Source organism: Chlorogloeopsis sp. ULAP01 (genome assembly GCF_030381805.1).
Taxonomy (GTDB): Bacteria; Cyanobacteriota; Cyanobacteriia; order Cyanobacteriales; family Nostocaceae; genus Chlorogloeopsis.
In genome coordinates, this window is record NZ_JAUDRH010000013.1 from 51,082 (window position 1) to 71,173 (window position 20,092).

15 protein-coding genes are annotated in these 20,092 nt (G+C 41.9%); 7 read left to right on the top strand and 8 right to left on the bottom strand.

Annotated elements, in window-relative coordinates:
* Positions 1–166: 166 nt before the first annotated feature.
* A complete protein-coding gene (locus tag QUB80_RS23795) occupies positions 167–1,450 on the bottom strand; it encodes an aspartate aminotransferase family protein (RefSeq protein WP_289791957.1) in 1,284 nt (427 codons plus the stop codon).
* Positions 1,451–1,595: 145 nt separating this feature from the next.
* On the opposite strand from QUB80_RS23795, the gene QUB80_RS23800 reads away from it, so the two are divergent.
* From QUB80_RS23800 to QUB80_RS23810, 3 genes are all read left to right on the top strand, one after another.
* A complete protein-coding gene (locus tag QUB80_RS23800; RefSeq protein ID WP_289791958.1) occupies positions 1,596–2,660 on the top strand; it encodes a potassium channel family protein in 1,065 nt (354 codons plus the stop codon).
* Positions 2,661–2,923: 263 nt separating this feature from the next.
* Positions 2,924–4,117, top strand: coding sequence for a sensor histidine kinase (locus tag QUB80_RS23805; protein ID WP_289792124.1), 1,194 nt, complete (start codon positions 2,924–2,926; stop codon positions 4,115–4,117).
* Between the two features lie 627 nt (positions 4,118–4,744).
* Entirely contained in the window at positions 4,745–5,140 is a 396-nt protein-coding gene (locus QUB80_RS23810; protein ID WP_289791959.1) for a hypothetical protein, read from the top strand.
* A 450-nt stretch (positions 5,141–5,590) separates the two neighbouring features.
* On the opposite strand, the gene speB is transcribed toward QUB80_RS23810, so the two are convergent.
* Positions 5,591–6,637, bottom strand: a complete 1,047-nt coding sequence (gene speB / locus QUB80_RS23815; RefSeq protein WP_289791960.1) for an agmatinase SpeB — start codon at positions 6,635–6,637, stop codon at positions 5,591–5,593.
* Between the two features lie 586 nt (positions 6,638–7,223).
* Between speB and QUB80_RS23820 the strand changes: the two genes are divergently transcribed.
* From QUB80_RS23820 to QUB80_RS23830, 3 genes are all read left to right on the top strand, one after another.
* Positions 7,224–9,257, top strand: a complete 2,034-nt coding sequence (locus QUB80_RS23820) for an FAD-dependent oxidoreductase (RefSeq protein ID WP_289792125.1) — start codon at positions 7,224–7,226, stop codon at positions 9,255–9,257.
* A gap of 122 nt (positions 9,258–9,379) precedes the next feature.
* Complete coding sequence (gene clpS / locus QUB80_RS23825) at positions 9,380–9,706, top strand: ATP-dependent Clp protease adapter ClpS (protein ID WP_289791961.1); 327 nt, start codon at positions 9,380–9,382, stop codon at positions 9,704–9,706.
* A 9-nt stretch (positions 9,707–9,715) separates the two neighbouring features.
* The gene (locus tag QUB80_RS23830; protein WP_289791962.1) at positions 9,716–10,039 is read left to right on the top strand and encodes a DUF2103 domain-containing protein; all 324 of its coding nucleotides are present in this window, start codon (positions 9,716–9,718) and stop codon (positions 10,037–10,039) included.
* Positions 10,040–10,211: 172 nt separating this feature from the next.
* Here QUB80_RS23830 and QUB80_RS23835 read toward each other — a convergent pair whose 3' ends face one another.
* The 6 genes from QUB80_RS23835 to QUB80_RS23860 form a co-directional block, all read right to left on the bottom strand.
* Positions 10,212–10,532 (bottom strand): hypothetical protein, encoded by a 321-nt coding sequence (locus QUB80_RS23835; protein ID WP_289791963.1) that lies wholly within the window; start codon positions 10,530–10,532, stop codon positions 10,212–10,214.
* A gap of 493 nt (positions 10,533–11,025) precedes the next feature.
* Complete coding sequence (locus QUB80_RS23840) at positions 11,026–13,404, bottom strand: response regulator (protein ID WP_289791964.1); 2,379 nt, start codon at positions 13,402–13,404, stop codon at positions 11,026–11,028.
* A gap of 265 nt (positions 13,405–13,669) precedes the next feature.
* On the bottom strand, positions 13,670–14,632 hold the full coding sequence (locus QUB80_RS23845) for a TIGR03885 family FMN-dependent LLM class oxidoreductase (RefSeq protein WP_289791965.1): 963 nt from the start codon (positions 14,630–14,632) through the stop codon (positions 13,670–13,672).
* Between the two features lie 58 nt (positions 14,633–14,690).
* Positions 14,691–16,085, bottom strand: a complete 1,395-nt coding sequence (locus QUB80_RS23850; RefSeq protein ID WP_336622342.1) for an Nramp family divalent metal transporter — start codon at positions 16,083–16,085, stop codon at positions 14,691–14,693.
* Between the two features lie 206 nt (positions 16,086–16,291).
* Entirely contained in the window at positions 16,292–16,936 is a 645-nt protein-coding gene (locus QUB80_RS23855; protein ID WP_289791967.1) for a pentapeptide repeat-containing protein, read from the bottom strand.
* Positions 16,937–17,110: 174 nt separating this feature from the next.
* On the bottom strand, positions 17,111–17,410 hold the full coding sequence (locus tag QUB80_RS23860; RefSeq protein WP_289791968.1) for a YkvA family protein: 300 nt from the start codon (positions 17,408–17,410) through the stop codon (positions 17,111–17,113).
* Positions 17,411–17,925: 515 nt separating this feature from the next.
* Here QUB80_RS23860 and QUB80_RS23865 point away from each other — a divergent pair.
* Complete coding sequence (locus QUB80_RS23865) at positions 17,926–19,614, top strand: phosphoenolpyruvate carboxykinase (protein ID WP_289791969.1); 1,689 nt, start codon at positions 17,926–17,928, stop codon at positions 19,612–19,614.
* The last annotated feature ends 478 nt before the right edge of the window (positions 19,615–20,092 follow it).

Below are 20,092 nucleotides of genomic sequence, written 5' to 3' on the forward strand. Positions count from 1 at the left end.
GAGGGGCAGGGGGTGAGGTGACTTTCAAGTCAGAGGGCAGAAGGTGAAAAGCTTGCCCTATCTAACTTCTGGGCGTAAGCATTTTACTTTTAATTGTGTCTGTTGACTTAGTTACAAATTTAACAGACACAGCATTGCCGTGTCTGTTTTTGATAGTTTGATGTAACTATGCCGTAACAGTCGCCATTGCTTTGTCAACAAGTTGCAATGCCGTATCTACTTCTTTGTCTGTCACAATCAATGGTGGCACAAATCGGACAACTTTGGGGCCTGCTGGTACGAGCAATAAACCCTCATCAATAGCAACTTTGACAACCTCAGCAGCTGTTAAATCAACATCTGCGTTTAACTCTAGTCCGTTGATTAAACCCCAACCACGCACTTCATTAAGATGATGGGGATATTTGGCTGCGATCGCTCCTAACCCGGCTCGTAGTTGTTCACCCCTTTGTTGAACATTCTCTAAAATATTTTCCTTTTCTAAAGTCTGGCAGACAGCGAAAGCAACTGCACAGGCAAAGGGATTGCCACCAAAGGTACTGGCATGCTCTCCGGGCTGAAACACATCGCAGAACTTTTTCGCCATCATGGCTCCGATCGGGATACCGCCGCCTAAGCCTTTGGCACTAGTGAAAATATCCGGCTCAACGCCAAGATGTTCGTAACCCCATAACTTGCTACTGCGCCCCATGCCAACTTGCACTTCATCGAAAATAAGCAGCACGCCTGTTTCATCACAAATTTGCCGGAGCTTTTGGAAATAAGTTACATCTCCCGGACGAACACCACCTTCTCCTTGCAATGGTTCTAACAAAATTGCTGCTACTTGGTAATCACCTTCATCCAATTCGCCAATAGCTGCTTCGACTGCCGCTACGTCGTTATAAGGTACGTGGTAGAATCCTGGTACCAGGGGATCGAAGTTCTTTTGATACTTTGGCTGTCCAGTGGCAGTAATCGTTGCTAGAGTTCTGCCGTGAAAACTAGAGTGAGCAGTTAAGATAATTGGACGTTCTATTTGTAATACTGTATGTGCGTATTTACGCGCAAGCTTAATTGCAGCTTCGTTAGCTTCCGCCCCAGAGTTGCAGAAAAATACGCGATCGGCGCAGGAATGTTCAACTATCCACTTAGCCAGTTCTCCCTGCTCTGGAATGTAGTACAAATTAGAAACATGGTGTAGTTTTTGAATTTGGCGGGTTACCGCCTCCACCATTGCCGGGTGAGCGTGTCCTAAGGTACAAGTGGCAATTCCGGCTACAAAGTCGAGATATTCTCGCCCCTGGGTATCCCAGACGCGACACCCAGCACCTCGTTCTAAAGCGAGGGGAAATCGCCCATAGGTGGACATGACAACAGCATTAAAATTATCGGCATCAAAAGGGCTAGATGATACAGAACCAGACTCAGAGGGAAGGGGGGGTTGTTGAACAAGAGTGTCTAGGCTCACTGCGATCGCTCCTGAAAATCCTCTACGGTATACTAAATCACTAGCTTGATAGAAATCTTTAAAAAATTTCTGATTCTCAGCTATTACTTACTTCATCTTAGGCTGACCCTCAGTTATCCTCAAACGAGTGGCGGTGGTAAAAATTGTGTACTCAACTCTGGAACAAAAATATCAACGCATTCAAAAAGAGCTAATGGCAGGGGTTGTTGCCCTTGTGGGTGTTCTCCTCATCGGTACTTTATGGTATCGCTTTGTGGAAGGTTGGTCATGGGAAGATGCAGCTTACATGACAGTTATCACTTTAGCTACTGTTGGCTACGGTGAAACACATCCGTTGGGTGACAGAGGACGACTGTTTACCATTGCCCTAATTTTAATGGGGGTAATTACTATCGGTTATATAGTCAACCGATTTACAGAAGCCGTTATTGAAGGCTACTTTCAAGAAAGAATTCGACTGCAACAGGTGCGACGCACAATGGAATCATTATCAGGGCATTATATCATCTGTGGATTTAGTCGGACTGGTCGTCAAATTGCCATGGAATTTCGGGCAGAAGGTGTATCTTTTGTAATTATTGACTCAGATATTGAATCAGTGCGTAAGGCTCAGGAGATGGGTTATACGATATATCAGGGTGATGCAACATTGGATGAAACTCTATTGAGGGTGGGTATTGAAAGGGCCGCTTGTATAGTCGCAGCCCTACCTTCCGACGCAGAAAATTTATACACAGTACTTTCCGCCAAATATCTAAATCCAGGTATTCGAGCGATCGCACGAGCAAGTACAGAAGAAGCTTTGCAAAAGTTGCAGCGTGGTGGCGCAGATGCTGTGATTTCTCCTTATATTACTGGTGGAAAGCGGATGGCTGCTGCCGCTCTGAGACCGCAGGTGATGGACTTTGTAGATGGTATTATCTCAGGTACAGATCGACAATTGTATATGGAAGAATATTTGCTCGAACCGGGTGTTTGTCCAGTTGTGGGGCAAACTTTAGGGCAAGCAAGATTGCGAGTGCAAACAGGAGCATTGATTCTTGCTATCCGCCGCACTGATGGCAATCTTATCGGTGGGCCTACTGCTGATACGGTGTTTATGCCAGGAGACGTAGTCATAGCAATGGGTACCGCAGAACAATTGCGCTCTCTTAACCAACTGTTAGGGCCAATTAGTTCCAAAAAGTTGCGCAAACCAAAGAAGATGTAAGAAGGGGACAAGGGATAGAAAGAAGCAAGGGTGAAGGGTGCAGGGCGCAAGGAGGAGAAACCACTAACTACTGTAAGGGCGGGTTTTAACAACAATCTCTCTAGGATGACGAAATATCTAAATAAACCCGCCCCCGCCCCTACCAATGACTGATGACTAATGACTAACCTCCATCTTACGTAGGGTGCGATCGCTTAATCAAACACATTAAGCTACTTCTAGTTGAAGAGGCTTTGGGCTTACTATCTTTGGTTAAGCAGAAGATGGATTTTTGTCAGATTCTAATTGAAAAAAGTGATACTATCATAGACAAGTGGGTAGAAGCAGTTTACCAAGATCAACAAATTGCAGCTACGAAAGAGCTGACTTTTAACGCTGTAAAGAACAGCTTACCGCGTGTTTTAAAAGCATTAGCAACAGTACTTTCTGAATCTGTAAGTAGTGATTTGCAAACAGTAATTGATGCAAGTCTCGATCACGGTAGGATTCGCGCAGAACAAGAATTTGAGCCAGCAGAAATTGCACGAGAGTATCGTTTACTCAGGTTTGTAATTTTTTCCCTTTTAGAAGAAGATTTATTAGAGGCAACTCCAACAGAAATGCTGCGGGCTGTGCGCCTAATTGATACAGTCATTGACGAAGCGATCGCTCGTTGCTTCAATAGTTATACCCATGGAAGACTACAAGAACTTGAACAACTCCAAAGCCAGTTGCAATTGAATAATCAAGAGCTAACTCGTTTGGTTCAAGCCAGTCAAGATAGTATCTCTCATTTAGCTCACGAACTAAAAACGCCTCTGACTTCAATTATTGGTTACTCAGATCTATTTTTGCGCCAGCATCGTCAAACACAACCGGAAATTAAGGATTCTTATCCAAATCTTGAGAGTATTGAGCGAGTCTTAAAAAGTGGTAGATTGCTACTACGGTTGATTAACGACACTTTGGAAATTTCGCGTCATGATGCCGGCAAGATGAAACTACAACCCACTCAAACCGATGTGCGTGGGTTAATCAACTCAGTAATAGAGACTATAGAACCAATAGCGCGTGCCAAAGAACTATCCTTAATTGTAAATTGCGATCGCGCTCCTGAAAAAGCGATCATCGATCCGCTTCGGCTTCAGCAAATTCTCACCAATCTACTCAGCAATGCGATTCGATACACAGAATCTGGTTCAATTGAGTTGGAATGCTGGGTAATCTGTGAGAAAAAATGGGCTATTTCTGTGAGTGATAGTGGTGTTGGCATTTCCCCTGATGCCCAAGCAAAAATCTTCGATCCCTATTTTCGTGCAGCCAACGGTATACAACTACAAGGTTCTGATGGTACAGGATTGGGTTTAGCAATCGTATCCCGGTTGGTTGAGTTAATGGGCGGTGAAATCAAAGTACTTTCACAACTTGGTAAAGGATCTACGTTTACAGTGATTTTGCCATTAGAAGTGATCGCTTGATCAGAAAATATGACAGAACCTTTGAAACAGGCGATCACTGCATAAGCACTTTCAGGACAAAATGGAGTTGGGAAGCCGAACAGGAGATAGCGCGTCAATTATTTAACACTTACATTGATACCGCAGACTTGTATACACATAGGACAAGCTAGTCTTAGATTGGCAAATTTGTGGCAGGATGGGAATTGCGCGATCGCGTCATCATTACAACCAAGTTTGGCCATAATATCGAACCAGGATATTATTCCATAACTCGTGCGTAAGTCTTGTCAACTAGAATATGAGCTTGTTTTTCTTATAACAACTTAAAAGTAAGCGTAAAAGTGCCATTCTATCGAAAATAACTTAGTTTACTAATGCTACATATCCTCTAAGACATAGCTGAGGCTCTAACCAACTGTCCAAAGAAACCTTTATTTTCCATAATCAAGCTATGACTTTTGTTAGAGGGAGAATTACTTTGTTTACAGTTAATCTTAATTTGTGCTCAAAAGAGTCAATTGGCTTGAGAATAGGTTGAAATCATACTATATTTTATTGCTACCTATAACTCCATTCGTTATTTGGAGTAAGCCAAGAATGGCTCAAAACTGGGAAAAGACTAGAATTAACTAATGGAGTATTGGCATGACAAGTTTATTTTCTAAAGCGCTCGCTAGCATCAATTCCCTGCTTCAGGGACTACAAGTAAAGCGTTTTTTGTCTATTATTATAGTTGGCTGTCTGCTGCTAACAACAAATGTTGCTTTTGGTAATGATAACCAAAATTTGACCGAGAAAGTGCGCGAAAAGGTACAGCAGAATGATGCCCAAAGACCAAAAACGACAGGACAATGGAATAGAGAAGCTCGCGAAACAGAAGGCAATCCTGGAGAAAGACTGAAGAGAATTGGGCAGCAATCAGGAGAAGCTTTGAAAGAATTTGGTTCTGGCTACGCAGAGGGTGCCAAGGAAACTGCTCGTGACGTAGGAGAAAATGCAGCAAATGCAGGCAAAGATATCTCTAACCAAGTTCGCCGTTAGGCATTAACTGATCATGGTTTAAGATTGAGTATCAGTAGTTGCGAGTTGCGATCGCACATCAATTTCTGAATACTTACCTAAGTTTCTAAATCTGTACTGTGTAGAAGCAGTACAGATTTATTTTGAATGCAAAGTTCAAGTCAGTTAAAACTAACTGAGAACCTTACCTAGTCTGATTTATCAGACTTTAGCTTTTAGCAAAGAAATTCATTTCTTGGCGGAAGATGCTTGGCGATCGCATCTATAAGCACAATCCTCTACAAATTAATAAAGTCAAGTCTCTCAAAGTCTCTATCTGGGTCTTCTATCAGAATTTTATCACCGGGCTTCTGACAAAAATAACCAGCAAAATCTGTAAAGTTCCAACCTGGAATATATGTATTTGGCATTAACAAATACAGCCTAAATGTTAGGTTTACTTTATAGCTGCAAAGCAAGATAGCCACATAATTAAGCTTGATATTTTTGCTGTGATAAATCCATCAAATTTGCCAATTTGTAAACAATTCGCGCACCAACATTACCATCCCACTCTGCGTCACCAACTTCGCAAACATCAAAACCGATTATTTTTCTACCACTATTTACTAATTCACGAAACAGACAAAAAGCTTGCTCCAATTCCAAGCCACCAGGAACAGGAGTACCTGTATTTGGACATAGTTTTGGATCTAGCCCATCTACATCAAAGCTAATGTAAACATACTCTGGCAAATGACCAATAATTTCTCGACATAACTCAATCCAAGTTATTCCAGAGTAAAGCTTTTGTTTAAGAATTGGATCGTAATAAGCAACAATTCGACTGTTTGATTCGCCAATCATTTGCACTTCATCATGAGAAATATCACGCAAACCCACCTGCACTAATTTAGAAATCTGCGGTATTTTCATGGCATTAAACATAATGGATGCATGAGAAAATTCAAATCCCTCATAGGCATCACGTAAATCTGCGTGTGCGTCGATATGCAAAATGCCGTAGTTTGTGTATTTAGTCGCTAATGCTTGGAAATAACCTAATGGTGAACTGTGATCGCCACCAATGACAGCAACTCGCTTACCATTGTTCATTGCTTGCTGACACTGTTCAAACAGCCATTGATTAACCTGTTGACAAGCTTGATTAATTTCTGTGAGAACAGGTGTTAAATCTGGTGTGTCTGTTAGTAGTTTTCCTTGCTCTAATCGCTCGATAATTTTTGCTGCTAAAGCACGATAATACTTATTCTTCTCTAGAAAGTCTTGGGGAATCTCTACCATAAAAATTCCCTGTTTCCATCCATCAGGATGATCGAAATCGAACAAATCTAGTTGAGGTGAGGCATCCAGAACTCGTTGCGCCCCATTGGCAGTACCTGCGCCATAAGAAACAGTAACTTCCCACGGCACACCAAAGACAATTAAGTTTGCAGACTCGTAATCAAACGGTAAACCAAAGAGATTGCCATTGATTTGACCAATGCCACTAGGATTATAGTCTTGGAGATTAGTCATAGTACCTGAGAAAACTTCACTATTACCATGTTATGGATTAAACGGAGTGCTAACATCTCTACTACGACGGTTAAGATGGTACTTGTAGTTGAGACAATTAACCTGCTTTAGCAATTATTAGTGATCTGCCGCAAAAGTGTTGATAGGTTTGTAGTAAGCACAAACAGTGCTGCACTCATCAAGGACTAAAGTCCTGGCTACGAAATCATTCTGCACTCATAATTCATGCGATGAACCACTAGTCCTATTTTTGGAGGGTGGAAAAGTATCTCAAAAGTCGTTTTTGACGGAACGGGTTAGTCGAGTGAGCGATCGCTTACAGGTTGCTAGTTGCAGAAGGTATTCTGATGGTTCTTGAACTGTAAGCTTTATTTACACTTTGTTAATGTGAATTAACGTGAAAATAAGATTTTAAGGGTGCTAGCACCTCAAAGAACTGATAAAGTACCTAGCAAAAGCAAAAATCTCTGCTTTTTACGTATATAAACCCATATGGTTGCTTTTTCTGCTGTCAATGCAAGGGTGCAAGATGGCTGAACTTGCAACCCTAAGTCCTGATTTAGGAGTTGAACGGAATCATATCTATATGAAGGGCAAATACTTAGTTAGTTTTCGTCTATCATCCTTAATTAGTTTCACTCTCATCTCTAGTTTTATTGCACCTTACTCTGTAGTCGCTGCACCACCGAGAACACCCGACAAAACCTTAAACTGTGACATTCTCGTTGTGGGTGGCGGACTTTCTGGTGCCGCTACAGCTTACGAAGGCTTACTGGCAGGTCAAACGGTTTGTCTTACAGAAATTACTGATTGGCTGGGAGGACAAATTTCTTCTCAAGGAACCTCTGCACTCGATGAACGACCAACTCAACGCGCCAAGCTATACTACTCTCGTGGTTACTTGGAACTGCGAAAACGGATTGAGCGCAAGTATGGAAAGCTCAACCCCGGTGATTGCTGGGTAAGCGATTCTTGTTATCTACCCCGCGACGGGCATGAAATCTTGAGATCCATGCTCAGAAATGCGGAAAAACAAGGTAGAGGCAAGTTGCAATGGCTTCCGAACACAGTTGTTAAGGAATTGAATATTAGTCCGGATGGAAAAATAATCAATAGCGCGATCGCCATCCAACACGAGCCAGCACCCAATGCCCCACCCCTAAACACTTTTACTTTATCCCAAAGCATCGAAGACGCCTATCGCTATCAGAACTCTTCTCGCTTTACCAAAAACATCATCCGCTTGGTTCCGAGACAAAAACAAAAAGGTAATGCCCCTAACTGGTATGTTGTAGACGCTAGTGAAACAGGGGAAATTATTGCCCTTGCTGATGTTCCCTACCGCCTGGGTATTGATGCTCGTTCTTACTTAGAACCTTCTGCCTCTAGTGCCAACAACGATCCCTACTGCACCCAAGGCTTTACTTATACCTTTGCGATGGAGGCAACCGAACAACCACAACCCCAAACAATGCCTTCTTTTTATCCAAATTATGCACCTTATTACAGTTATGAATTGTCGCGGTTGGCAAGCTTTCCTTTAGTTTTTACCTATCGCAGGATCTGGAGTCCCCAGACAGGGGAAACAACTAAATTTGGGGGCATAACCTTTACAGTTCCTACCCCAGGTGATATTTCCATGCAAAATTGGACTTGGGGTAATGACTACCGTCCTGGAACCTCCAAAGATAATCTGATTTACACTCGCCAACAACTCCAAGCTACCGGACAGTTAAAACCAGGCGGTTGGATGGGCGGACTGCGGACAGAAACTTTGCGTAGAGGCGAAGAAAATGCTTTGGGTTTTTATTACTGGTTAGTGGCAGGTACTACTGATTCCCAATTAGGAGATGGTGTCAAAAAACCACAACCAAACAATCGCTTTCTGTCTGGGTTAGATTCGCCAATGGGGACAGCGCATGGCTTATCAAAGTATCCGTATATGCGCGAAGGGCGGCGTATCATCGGACGCCCAAGTTGGGGCGCTCCCGATGGATTTGCGATTTGGGAAATTGACATTTCTCGCCGCAACTACGACGATGAGTACTATAGTAAAACTCTACCACCAGGAGAGTATCGCCGTCTGAAAGCAGCCTTAGCTGGCTTGGAAGCCTTATCAGTTCTTTCTGGACAAAAACGACCAGAAAATGTAGCACGGCGGACTCGTTCTACTATCTTCCCCGATGCTATAGGTATTGGTCACTATGCAATTGACTTCCACCCTTGTATGACTAAAAGCCCGCCAGAAGCACCTGGAAATACAGAACGTGCAGGTGAAAGGCGCGGGGCTGGACAAGCTTACCCCTTCCAAATCGCGCTGAGAGCAATGATTCCACAAAAAATAGATAATTTGTTGGTAGGAGGTAAAAGTATAGCTACCAGTCATATCGCAGCCGCAGCATATCGGGTACATTCCTTTGAATGGTCATCTGGAGCCGCAGCAGGAACTACAGCGGCTTTTGCGCTAAAAAATAATGTCGCACCTTATCAACTCGTAGATAATTTACCTAGACCAGAACCCCAACTGGAAGCCCTAAAGCGTTTGCTAGAGAAAAACGGTAACCCTACTGCATTCCCTGATACCTCGATTTTTAACCAAAATTGGGAAGATTGGAAGTAATTAGATAGTAGATAGTAGTTAGTAGATAGTTGTTTACCACTAACCACTATCCACTATCCACCTACCATGAACTAAACTAATAATTTGTAGTGTAGTTTTGGAAAAACTTGGGTTAAGTATTTATGGTTACCAGACTTTCAGCAGCTTTTTACGGGATGGCAACGGCACCAACTGTAGCTCCTGAACGGTCTAGTCAAGTTACCCGCAAGACCTATCCAAATTACAAAGTCATTGTTTTGAATGATGACTTTAATACTTTTCAGCACGTAGCTGAATGTTTGATAAAGTATATTCCGGGTATGACTAGCGATCGCGCTTGGGAACTCACTAACCAAGTACACTACGAGGGTCAAGCTATTGTCTGGATTGGGCCTCAAGAACCAGCTGAACTTTATCATCAACAATTACGTCGAGCCGGTCTGACGATGGCTCCTCTGGAAGCAGCATAACTAAATAACATGAAAAAACCTACCCCAGACGCTCGTAAGGCAAGTTCTCCTAAAAATGGCAGATTAGTTTGGAATCACTCAACCCATATCCCTGGTTTGATTCCCATCCTCGAACGTCTGTGCAAACAGGATGGAATTCAAACCATAACCCCAGGACAGATTGGACGAGTGAAAGGTCATTGCCCGAACTTGCAATTGCGGGTGTCGGTACCCATTCGGGGGGGTTTTAAAGCGATCGCCCGTCAAGGTAAAACAGTACAAGAAGTATTTATCCTTACTACTTTGCAGCAGAATCAACTTGAAGAAGCGATTGCGATCGCCATGCATCATTAATCAATAATTTATTGGCTAGTAGGAGCGGGTTTGTTACAGAGCTTTTATCGTCAAAAAGAGATTTTTGTTAAAACCCGCTTGCACTCTAGGTTAATTGTTCATTGCCATTAACCATTAGCTATTAGCCATTAGCGACTAATTTAGAAACGCTTCGGAACCGAAGCATCTGTACCTACTCCTGAACATGCCGTACAGCAAACTTGTGTAGGGGCAGACTGACAATACAAGAAAATGTTAAAAAATATGATAAAGCAGTGGTGATTCTTAAAGTCATATGTATTGCTTCCCAATGCGGTAAAGCAATTTTTTCTATACCAAAAGCAATACAGTAAACTAGCCAGTATGAGAAGCTCATTCTAAACAATATTTGTTCTGTGATTTCAGCTTCATCATTTTGTTGTTTGTTATTCCACAGTAAAGCCAAACCAAGAATACAAGCTACACATGAAACAGCAACTACAAAATCATGACAAAGAAAACTCACTAAATACATTTGTGCTGATCCCCAAAGTTTTCCATTGCAAGAATCAGTCTAAAGGAATATTTATTCCAGTTAAGCAAATAGTTACAAACTGAAATAGATTACAGCAAAAAATGTAAATAAATACTACAAATTTATAAATTTAGTTATAGAATTCAGAATAGTAGCACAATAAACCGTCAGCAGTCTGCTAACACCAATTTAAAATAGGATAATTCATTACTCAGTTTATAAATAGACAATACACATATCTTGCACCTCACCTTGAACACCCTTGTACAAAAGTACAAGTCTTATAGCCAAAGTCCGTTGAAACGGACTAGAAGATATGTCTAGTAAGCTAAAGCTTTTAGCCCTTGAAATTTATTTTTTGGCGGTCGAAAAATAGGTGCAAAATATAACAATACAAATTGATGTGCCTTCTGCCAAACAACCAAAACTTGGAAAGTTTTTGCAGTTTCTCTTCTGATTATCAATCTTAAATCCTGCTTTTGGCTTCAGAATTTTATTCATTTTTACTAATCTCCAAAATGCTACTGGCAGCTTGGTACAAAGATGCCACATTTAAGCCATCTGTTGGATACTCAACTACAGCAAAGTTACATATAGCTTGATATCGAGTTCCATCGGCAGCTATGAATATTTGTTGGCGGAGGGTAGTTAAAACATCCGAGAGGCGATCGCTCATTTCAGCCTTTGTTAAACCTGATATGCCCACCACAAATTCTCCATTTCCCCAGTAACCCACAACTTCGCCGCCACGAAATGTAGATTGAAAAAGGCGGCCCCATTTTTGTAATACCTGATTACCTGCTTCGTGACCATACTGAATATTTATTTGTCGTAAGTCAGCTACGCTGAATATTGCCAGGCAAACCAACTGACTGTGTGTTTGGGCATGGATAATGAACTGTTGCAAATCTCGATCAGATTGAGGCTGATTTGCAACTCCTGTGATCAAGTCTTTGGTATAGAAAGCTTGTAATAAGCGAGCGCGTTCTAAGCGATGAGTAATCCGTGCTAACAATTCTGCACCTACTACGGGTTTGACAACATAATCATCAGCACCAGCAGCAAACACCTGTTGTACCGTTTCCATCTCCCGATGAGCAGTGAGAAACAAAATTGGTAATTCCTGCCAATTGGGATCGGTACGAACTGCCTGACAAAGCTCAATGCCACTCAATTGAGGCATATTCACATCTAAAATTAACAAATCCGGCATGACAGCTTGGAGTACTTCCCAAAAATGTAATGGATCTTCTAGTTCTGTCATCCTGATACCCCAAGGTTCTAACATCGGGCGCAGTATCTCTAGCATTACTGGATCGTCATCTACAACCAGTACATTTATTACTTGGGAACGGCTGCGCTGTAATATCTGTAATGCAGTATTCCAAATTTGAGTAGCTGTGGCGGGTTTAGCCAGAAATCCCCGTGCTCCAGCACGAGCTACTGTGACGCGATCTACCAATCCATCAACAGCAGCAAGCACTAGTACCGCCAGAGGTGGAGTACGATTGGCTAAGTCTAATAGTAATGCCAAACTTTCTTCTCGCCACCCCGCCTCATCTATACTTAGTACTACCAAATCGGGTGATGTATTTTGTAGATAGTGTTTAGCATCCTCTAATTTAGTAATTTGTTTCCAGTAAATATCCCCAGTCTGTACTAATTTTTGCAATTGTGCGCCTAATTGCAGATCGGGATCGATGAGCAGTAAACGGGCATCAGGAAGGGGAGGGAGTGGAGCAGATAGGGGAGATGGGGAAGATGGGGAAGAATTTACTCTTATTACTCCCTCAACTCGTTGTCCGCTTGTCCCCTTGTCCTCTTTCCCCTGTTTTTTCAGATTTAATAAGTTGTCTAACTTCTCTATGAGTGATATTAACTGACGTTGTTGGGCTGCTGATAACTTACTATCCCCTTCTAGAATCCTTTCTATTTCTCGCGCCGTCTGGGTACCAGTTTCTTTGCCAAACATTCCCAACACACCAGCTAGTTTGTGTGCTGCTCGCCCCGCAGACTGGTGTAAATCAGAACCTAATTTTCCAGTGTGCAACTCTCCTGCGGCTTGTTGCAGTACTTGTATTCGTTCTGCCATTAGTTCTTGATACTGGTTCCACATCCCACTCATCGCTTGATTGAACTGCTGTTCAACATTTGGATTGAAAATTTTGGTTGGGGAGTTTGAGATTTGAGATTTTTCCTGAGAATGTGATTTTAGCCGATATCCTACACCGTAGACATTTTCAATCCAGTCTGATGCTCCTGCTGCTTTTAACTTTTGCCGCAAACCTTTAATGTGCGACTTTACACTTTCTTCTTGAGGAGGATCGTCAAATGTCCACAGATGCTCGATGATATCACCCCGACTATAAACTCGTGCTGGATTCCTCAAGAATAACTCCAATAGGCTGTATTCTTTGGGTGTTAATTCTAGTGGCTTATCTTCGTACTTAGCCTCACAAATACTTGGATCTAGCCGTAGTGCGCCTACTTGTAATACAGGAGTACGAGGGACATCACCCCGACGCAACAGCGCTCTTACCCGTGCTTGAAGTTCACCGACCTCAAAAGGTTTAATTAGGTAATCATCTGCACCTGCATCCAGTCCGCGAATCCGATCGCTACTAGCATCTTTAGCTGTCATTAATAAAATCGGAGTCAAAAAGCCTTTAGAGCGCAATTGCTGGCACAAAGTAATACCATCTAACTTTGGTAGTCCCACATCCATTAAAAGCAGGTCATATTTAGTACTCTCGACATATTCCCAGCCAGTTTCTCCATCCGCAACGATATCTACAACATAATTTTGCTTGTGGAGCGATCGCGACAAGATATCGGCTAAAACCTCGTCATCCTCGATGAGCAAGATTCTCATTCCTCGTTTCTCCCATCTATCACTGCTGTCTATATATGAGGAGAATCGCCTGTTTTTAGTAAGTATGTCAACTGAATATAGAAGTACTAAAAATTACTAAGACTTTGGCTATTTTCTCATAGGTGATAGATTAAAAATTATTTTGCTCAAACAGATATTAACTAGCAAATACTATCTATAAATACTTGAATCTTCTGTCAATGCGATCACAGCGAAAACTCTGAATATGAAAATTTTGTATTTTTTGTTACTAGCTTTTTGCATTTTACACCAAAGCTGGTAAAACCTTTTCACTAAAAACCTCAATAAACTGCTGCTGCTCTTGGTTGACGTTGTGCAGAATTAATTCATCAAAACCCAATTCAATGTAATTGTGCAACCACTCTATATGCTGATAGCAGTCAGCCGAAATGCGGATGTGTTCGTATAGTTCCTCTGGTTTGACAAACTCGCCAGCAGCATCAAATTGTTGGGGAGTTCGCAATTCTGTCATGACGATATTCTTGAAAATATTGTTGCGCCACTGTTGATGTGCTTTTTGTTTTGCTGCCTCCTCATCGCGATCATAAGAAAGCTGTACTTTCAAAATCATTGGCTTGCCTTCTCCACCTCCACGACGAAAAGCATCAACCACTTTTTGCAATTCTTCTAGTGGGTGAGAGATCGTAATTAAACCATCTGCCCAACTGCCCAACCACTCTGCCGTTTTTGCGGTGACAGCAGCACCAATAATTAGAGGAAGGATTTGCGGACGGGTATAAAGTTTTGCTTCTTCAACGCAAACCAAACCGTGATGAGTAACGGTTTCCCCAGCCCAAAGAGCGCGGATGATATCAACACAGTCTTTGAGGCGGGCATTGCGATCGCTCTTGCAAGGCCATTTATCTCCTGTAATTTGTTCATTCACTGCTTGACCACTACCAACTGTAAGCCAAAAGCGGTTAGGGAACATTTCTGCTAGAGTTGCAGCTGCTTGAGCAACAATTGCAGGATGATACCGTTGCCCAGGAGCGCAAACAATGCGGTAGGAAAGCTTAGGAGTTGCTTGCATTGCCGCACCCAACCACGACCAAGCAAAACCGCTTTGTCCTTGTTGCTCACTCCAAGGGTGGAAGTGATCGGAAGACAGAGCAAGGCTAAAGCCTGCTTGTTCTGCCATCTGCACATATCTCAACAGTTCGCTAGGTTTGAATTGTTCGTGGGAAGCGTGATATCCAATCTTGGCCATAATTTTCTCCGTATCAGTTGCAGTCCCTTTTGATTACGTGTTGTGTAAGCTCTGCTCTTCAGATCGCTCCCAGGAGTTGTAAAAGATAGATCAATGCAAATACGGCAAAAAATATTCCTGCGATCGCTGTACCAGCAAAAATTATTTTTGATGGTTGTAGTTCTTTTGGCAACATCCGGTGGTTAAGGTAGAGCGTAAGTCCAGTCACAATGGGAATGTGGGCAGCTTCAATTGCGCCTGCTGTTTGCAGTAAGCCAACAGGTTGACCGAAGAACAAATAAACAGCTATTGGTAAAACTGTCAGTAGAACTACAATGTAAACACGCTGCAAGAACTTCTCGTTAGTCCACCGTCCACGCACACCAAAACCCTGGACAATAATCTGCGTACCATCAGCAAACATCCGTCCAAAACCATCTTCTACTGACAGTACAGTACTACAAAAGGTGATAAAAACAATCGCCACCATAAACCAGAAGCCAAAAGGCCCCCAAAGATCGCCTAGTAGTCTTCCCAGAGTTTCTGCTACCTGATTTTCTTGTGGTACTATTCCCAGTGGACGTAGCAACTCACCACCGAGAATCAGGAAAGACAATGCTGCCAATAGCGCACCAACCACAGCTAAGGTGTTGGATATAGCCATTAGATTTAACCAACCGCGTAATTTCTTTTTTTGCTCCTGGTTGAGTTGCTTGGGATCTATACTTTCTTTTCCCTTAACACTAGCAGCACCATATCCTCTAGCTTCAACCCAGTAAGAATACCACATTAACCCAGCTGCTCCAGCTAGCATAAAACCCAACCAAGGTAGTATTTCTTGATACTGTATATTCTGTGGAATTTGCGGTATTAATCCAGTTGCTAGTTGACGAACATTAGGAAAAACCAGAATAGCAGCTGTTACCACTGCAACTGTGCGAGCAATTCCTACATAAGAAGAAATCTTTTCTACTAAGTTGTATTGTCCAAACAAAACAATTGCCGCCGTGACAACGATGATGATTACTGTCCACAGTTGCACACCTCCTCGAGTAACCAAAATCAGTGCCGTAGCAGCAGCTCCTGCCAGCCCAGCAACAGTAGAAATCGCTACCACTAACTGTGGTAATAATATCAGCCAGATAGCCCAGTTTTTCGGCCCAGGAAGTTGCCTGAAACCTTCTAGGATAGTTGCACCAGTACAAACTGAAAAGCGACCTACCTCACCATTAATAAACCATTTCAGAATCACAGCAGCAAGTAACGCCCATAGCAAAGAGTAGCCATAGAATGCGGCAATTCTGGGTGTAAATAGCAATTCACCAGAACCCGCAGCCGAAAGCATCCATAAAAAACTCGGCCCAAGCCACTTCAGGTTTTCCCAACCATGTGGCGATTCTGGTATATTTTGTATATTTTTTTCTTGCTGTCTTTTTGTAGTTTTTGATGAATCGCGATCGCTTTGATTATTCATTTCCTGGAGAAGATGAACCTCTGTGGCTACAGCCAGATTTTGTCGAATAACTGCAAAAGGTTCATCAATCAAAGGTAAAGTTTCTATTTCTACCTTAAGATTGTTCTATTCTACTGAAAACTCTGCGAATTAACCTATCTGCGGTAGGATGTGCTTAAAAACACAGATTCCTGACTTCTGTTGAGAAGTCGGGCATGTTAGACTTATCAAAAATTATCAAAAAGCGCCCCACTCATATCAGCCCCTCTTAAGTCTGCTTGAGAGAAATTTGCGCCTCTCAAATCTGCTTCACTTAAATTGGCATTTCTTAAGCAAGCATGACTTAAATTTGCTCCTTTTAGATCTGCCCGCGACAGATTTGCTGAGATGAAATTAGCTCTAACCAACTGTGAGCGACTCAAGTTAGTATCGCTGAGATTAGCATCTTGTATATCTGCTGCTGTTAAGTCTGCCTTACTAAGATTAGTTCCACTCAAATTAGCCAAATTTAGTTTCGCCCTACTTAAATTTACTTCACTCAAAACAAGCGAACAAAGCTTGGCACATCTCAAATTAGCATTAATAAAATTTCTTTCTCCAATTGTATAACGACGCAAAAGTTCATCTGTTGTCAATCGATGTGAAACAGCAACCCAAGCACCTTGATAACACCATGCAGCTTCCATTAGAGTAGCAGCAGTATTAATAGCTACTTCATCACATTTAGAAACGATCGCACCATTGCAGCCATCCCACTCACCTTTGAGCATAAAAGCAACTTCATTAGCGGCAGCAATTGAATCAAACAGTAAAACAGATTTTTGAGGGCTTTTTAACCAGCTATTCAAAGCTGTTGATATTATGTTTTTCATTGTTTAATAACCTAATATAAAAAACAATCGGAGCTAGAGACACTCCAACTCCGTGCTATTTACTTAATATTTTGTGCAAGAAGCTGATTGACTGTAATTTTCAACAAGATGGATATTGTGCTTCTAGCTTTTATATCCAAAGCATTAACTGCTTACTAACACTACTGAATAGTTTCAAGATACAGCGTTAACATCAATTACAGTAGATGTTTGAGTAGAATTTGAGGCGGCAGAATTGCCTTTTTGGCGATTTTTGAGTTTTTCTGCCAGAATTTGGGAAACTTCTGCAACAACTAAGCTAGCAACTAGCCCATCATCTATCCATCCCAAAATCGGGACAACATCTGGTGAAATATCCAACGGGCTAATTAAGTACACTAGACCAGCAATAATTGCAAACCAGCGATATTTAGAGTTACGGAAAACTTTACGAATTTTGTCTACTAGTAACTGAGTAAAAAATCTCTTGCCCATTGAGAATGCCCTCTAACTAACAACATTAATCCTGACAAATTTACACATAAAAGTCTTGTGTGGATAACCCTTGGCTTTGTAGTGAAAACTCACCGCCCAAACTTATGTACGGTTAACCGTATGTTACTAAGCCCCTACTAATCACTAACTACTGTACGCGCAGGTTTATTTGAATATTTCGTCATCCTAGAGAGATTGTTGTTAAAACCCGCCCCTACAATTGACCAATGACTAATGTCTATAAAACTTTATATGAAGAATTACTCCTTTCTCACAACTTCCTCACATTTTTTTCTTAGCGTGGTACTAGAGCCAATCAAAAAATAAAATTAAAAATAATTTCCTCTATTTTGGATGGAGATAAGCATAATTTTCTGTTGCATTGCGATATTGGAAAACACCGCTGCAATGGTAGAAATGTTATGTTGCCATCAAAAAAGAAGGTACAGAAGCAAGTTTGTGAAGGAAGGGCTATCTTTGGCTTAGTACAGCATTAAATAACGAAAAATCGGGCAATGACAGAAAATATATTTGTACAGACCTGGCTTGACAGTGTGCCATTACTAAATGGCAATTCTATGGAATCGGCAATGCCTGGAAACGTAATGCACAGCAACTATGCTCTAGAAGAGCAAGGTATCCTCAATCCTGGTAATGTCTATTGGAATCTTTCAACTCCAGCCCTCTATGAAGAAGCAATTCGACGGCAAGAAGGAGTGATGGCGGCTGAAGGGCCATTTGTTGTGCGTACCGGTCAACATACAGGGCGATCGCCAAATGACAAATTCATCGTTCGTGAATCCAGCAGCAATAATGAGATTTGGTGGGGAAAGGTGAATTATCCCATCAGCGAGCATCGTTTTGAGGCTCTACACGCAAGAATGCTGGCATATATGCAAGGACGAGATCTGTTTATTCAAGACTATTATGCTGGTGCTGATCCCACCTATCAGCTGTCGGTTCGCTTCATTACCGAAACAGCCTGGCATAGTATCTTTGTCCGCAATCTATTTATTGAACCATCGCGGCAAGAACTCGCTAGTTTTTTGCCTGATTTTACTGTAATTGCTTTGCCCAACTTCCATGCCAAACCAGAAATTGATGGCACCCATTCAGATGTATTTATTGTCTTAAATTTTGCTCGTAAATTAATTTTGGTTGGTGGCACCAGTTATGCTGGTGAGATTAAAAAATCTATATTTACAACCCTTAACTATCTGCTACCTCACCATCACGTTCTACCAATGCATTGTGCTGCTAATGTTGGGCAAAGCGGGGATGTGGCTTTGTTTTTTGGATTGTCTGGTACGGGTAAAACAACTCTTTCTGCCGACTCCAAGCGCACGCTGATTGGTGATGATGAACATGGTTGGAGCGATCGCGGCATCTTCAATTTTGAGGGTGGCTGTTATGCCAAGTTAATTCACCTATCTAGGGAAGCAGAACCGGAAATTTATCAGACAACACAACGCTTTGGCAGCATTCTAGAAAATGTCGCGATTAACCCTCTTACCAGGCATTTAGATTTAAATGATGCCACTCTTACAGAAAATACTCGTGGAGCTTACCCCATTGAATATATTAGCAACGCCAGCCCGACTGGAATGACTGGTCATCCGCAAAATATTATTTTCCTCACTGCTGATGCTCTGGGAGTATTGCCACCAATTGCCCGATTAACTAATGAACAGGCGATGTATCATTTTTTAAGTGGCTACACAGCGAAGGTAGCCGGAACAGAAAAAGGATTGGGACACGAGCCTCAAGCTGTCTTTAGTGCCTGCTTCGGCGCACCATTTATGGCTTTGCATCCCAGTGTTTATGCGGATTTATTAGGGCAAAAAATTGAACGTTATAAAGTAAAAGTATGGCTTGTCAATACTGGTTGGACAGGCGGATCTTATGGTGTAGGAGAGCGCATCCCCATCAAACAGACTCGCGCCATGTTAACAGCAGCACTGAGTGGCGCATTAGACGAAATACCCACGACAGTTGATCCGGTGTTTGGTTTCCATGTCCCAGTTCGCTGTCCTGGGGTGTCTGAGAAGTTGCTGACTCCTCGCTTGACTTGGAGCGATCCTGATCATTACAATATTCAGGCTTATAAACTTGCAGAAATGTTTATCGATAATTTTAAGCAGTTTGCAGATGGAGTTGCTCCTCAAGTGCGATTAGGCGGGCCTTTAGTAGGAAAAGCAAATTAAACTAAATTCTCAATAAAAAAGCCAGTAGAAGAAACACTACTGACTAACAGTAAAGCCAATTGGAAGTTATTGAGGAATCATGGTCTAAAGATTAGAATTCCAGAGACTAAAATTTATGTAAAGTGATATGCAATTTTCATGCAACACCTAGTAATTTGTCTTTGGCAATCCGATCACCTGCGGTAAACAGAAATCAAAAAATCTTCGCTGAAGTTGAAAAGAAAAAAGCTAGTGGGACACACACCACTAGCAACAAGCAAGCCAAAATGTAAAGTCAATCTCATGAACTAAAATTGATAATTTCAAAAAATGATCACCTCGTAAAGTTATATGCAACTTTCATGCAACACAATACCTCTCATTTAATAATTGGTAGGGTGCATTAAAGCAGCGCGTAACGCACTGTCAGTGGGGCGTACGGCTAGTTCTCGCTCTTTTAAACTCTCAAAGATTTATATAGCCGTAACACACCCTACAA

What these genes read in the sequence shown, in the direction of transcription:
- QUB80_RS23805 (WP_289792124.1), top strand. Translation starts at nt 2,924, where the DNA reads ATGGATTTTTGTCAGATTCTAATTGAAAAAAGTGATACTATCATAGAC.
- QUB80_RS23810 (WP_289791959.1), top strand. Translation starts at nt 4,745, where the DNA reads ATGACAAGTTTATTTTCTAAAGCGCTCGCTAGCATCAATTCCCTGCTT.
- speB (WP_289791960.1), bottom strand. Translation starts at nt 6,637, where the DNA reads ATGACTAATCTCCAAGACTATAATCCTAGTGGCATTGGTCAAATCAAT.
- QUB80_RS23820 (WP_289792125.1), top strand. Translation starts at nt 7,224, where the DNA reads ATGAAGGGCAAATACTTAGTTAGTTTTCGTCTATCATCCTTAATTAGT.
- clpS (WP_289791961.1), top strand. Translation starts at nt 9,380, where the DNA reads ATGGTTACCAGACTTTCAGCAGCTTTTTACGGGATGGCAACGGCACCA.
- QUB80_RS23830 (WP_289791962.1), top strand. Translation starts at nt 9,716, where the DNA reads ATGAAAAAACCTACCCCAGACGCTCGTAAGGCAAGTTCTCCTAAAAAT.
- QUB80_RS23835 (WP_289791963.1), bottom strand. Translation starts at nt 10,532, where the DNA reads ATGTATTTAGTGAGTTTTCTTTGTCATGATTTTGTAGTTGCTGTTTCA.
- QUB80_RS23840 (WP_289791964.1), bottom strand. Translation starts at nt 13,404, where the DNA reads ATGAGAATCTTGCTCATCGAGGATGACGAGGTTTTAGCCGATATCTTG.
- QUB80_RS23845 (WP_289791965.1), bottom strand. Translation starts at nt 14,632, where the DNA reads ATGGCCAAGATTGGATATCACGCTTCCCACGAACAATTCAAACCTAGC.
- QUB80_RS23850 (WP_336622342.1), bottom strand. Translation starts at nt 16,085, where the DNA reads ATGAATAATCAAAGCGATCGCGATTCATCAAAAACTACAAAAAGACAG.
- QUB80_RS23855 (WP_289791967.1), bottom strand. Translation starts at nt 16,936, where the DNA reads ATGAAAAACATAATATCAACAGCTTTGAATAGCTGGTTAAAAAGCCCT.
- QUB80_RS23860 (WP_289791968.1), bottom strand. Translation starts at nt 17,410, where the DNA reads ATGGGCAAGAGATTTTTTACTCAGTTACTAGTAGACAAAATTCGTAAA.
- QUB80_RS23865 (WP_289791969.1), top strand. Translation starts at nt 17,926, where the DNA reads ATGACAGAAAATATATTTGTACAGACCTGGCTTGACAGTGTGCCATTA.